A 223-nucleotide genomic window follows, 5' to 3' on the forward strand; every position below is an offset into this window, starting at 1 on the left:
CGGAAAGAAAGCCTTCGACAAGCGCCTGCCCAACACCGAACCCAAGCTCCGCGAGCTGTTCGCGAAACTCCAGGCCAAGCACGGAACGGTGCTGGTCGTGGTCGACCAGCCGGCCTCGATCGGAGCCCTGCCGCTGGCGGTGGCCCGGGACATGGGCTGCCCGGTCGCCTACCTTCCGGGGCTGACGATGCGGAGGATCGCCGACCTTTACCCGGGCGAGGCC

General features: G+C 68.6%; 1 protein-coding gene. It reads left to right on the plus strand.

Annotated elements, in window-relative coordinates; all coding sequences use genetic code 11:
• On the plus strand, positions 1–223 hold a 223-nt coding region (locus ACEPPI_RS41065; protein ID WP_373920322.1), incomplete at both ends, for a transposase.

Origin of the sequence: Streptomyces sp. AB3(2024) (assembly GCF_041862025.1) — a bacterium.
Classification (GTDB): Bacteria; Actinomycetota; Actinomycetes; order Streptomycetales; family Streptomycetaceae; genus Streptomyces.